The following is a 1,641-nucleotide window of genomic DNA, read 5'->3' as shown; positions in this document are numbered from 1 at the left end:
ATAACTGTATCCTCCACTCTTCGGTCCTTTCTCTATCTGGATCTCTTCCACATCAAGCGTGGTAGCCGTAAAGCGTACGCTTGCTCCTTCTTCCAGTTTAATCTTGCCAAATACCGTTCCCGTTAAAGTTACATTCGAGCCCTTCTTCAGCGTTACTTCATCGTAGTTACCTGCTACTGTGGCCGTTACATTGCTGTTGATCGTCCTATCCTGCAGGTATCTTGTATTGCTCAGGTTGTACTGCATCGTAGGCAGTGTTACACTCGCTACTCCGTAGATCTTACTATTAATCGTAACTCCACGGTCCGTATCAATCCTCGGTGCTTTTACAAAGCTGCCTGCGCCCGTTACTGAACTGTATTTATCGAACTCCGCTTCTCCTCTGCTGCTCATCACTCCAACACTACCGGTTTCTACCCGGTCGTACTGACCCAGTTTCACTTCTTTCATACCCAGGATCGTATAGCTGCTCACCAGGTTTTGTTTCTGGTAGTTATACGTAGCTGCCAGTTCGCTTCTGCATCCATTCGCATCCGTTGTGTACACACTGTATACTCCATCCCCATCGCTTAAGCCAAGACTTAATTGCTGCGTAGTGGCTTTCGTTGTGTTGTTGTACAACCACTGGTAACTGTATGGACCGCTTAAACTACTGTTGGCCGTTAAGGTAAACTGGTTACACAGGGCATTGGCTGTAGCAGCTGTTATACTTGCCACCGGTAATGGGTTGATCCTTACCGTGAAGCTGCAACTGCTTACATTACCATGGATATCCGTTACCGTGAATGTTACCGTTGAGGTTCCGATCGCAAAGCTACCGCTGGCATTCGTGCCTGTTCCCGTTCTGTTGGTTGCTCCTGTTATCACATACGTTGTGCCCGCGATACCACAGTTGTCTGACTGGTTCAGTGCAGCAATCGTGTACTGGCTATTACCGCCCGTGTTGGCACAGAATACCTGATTGGTAGCACATGCAATCACTGGTTTTTCATTATCCATTACTTTGATGGTCTGGCTAATCGTTTTCATATTACCATTCACATCGCGTACTGTCCAGGTAATCGTTGTAGTGCCTACAGGGTATTCTTCGGTGAGTAACTTATTATCGCTTCTTACTCCCATTACACTCGCTACTCCACAATTATCACCTGTTACAGGCATCGGGATACTTACACCTGCTCCACATTTACCCGCATCATTGTTTACACTGATATTGTTTACACTGATCGTTGGTAAATCATTGTCTATTACCACTACCATCTGCGTAGCCGTATCTGTTACATTACCATGGATATCGGTTACCGTCCAGGTTACGATGGTCGTACCTACAGGGAACAGGGCCGGTGCATTGTTCGTTACCGTAGCTACTCCGCAATTATCGCTGGTTACCGGTGTTCCTAAGTTCACCGTTGCTGAGCAGGTGCCTGCTGTATTTACCACACTTACCATCGCGGGTGCAGTAATGCCTGGTTTTTCTGTATCTGTTATTACTACTGTCTGCGTAGCTGTACTGCTATTACCATTTACATCCGTTACGGTCCAGGTAACTACCGTAGTACCTACAGGGAACAGGGTAGGTGCATTGTTGGTTACCGTGGCTATACTGCAATTATCAGCAGTTACCGGTGTTCCGAGGTTTAC

At 46.9% G+C, this 1,641-nt stretch carries 1 protein-coding gene; it reads right to left on the bottom strand.

All coding sequences use genetic code 11. The annotated features are described in order from the left end of the window. The coding region (locus BC659_RS00005; protein WP_133472534.1) for an HYR domain-containing protein at nucleotides 1-1,641 on the bottom strand (1,641 nt) is incomplete at both ends.

The sequence above is a fragment of the Sediminibacterium goheungense genome, from assembly GCF_004361915.1.
In the GTDB taxonomy this organism is placed as follows: domain Bacteria; phylum Bacteroidota; class Bacteroidia; order Chitinophagales; family Chitinophagaceae; genus Sediminibacterium; species Sediminibacterium goheungense.
This window is presented reverse-complemented; position numbering and strand designations above follow the sequence as displayed.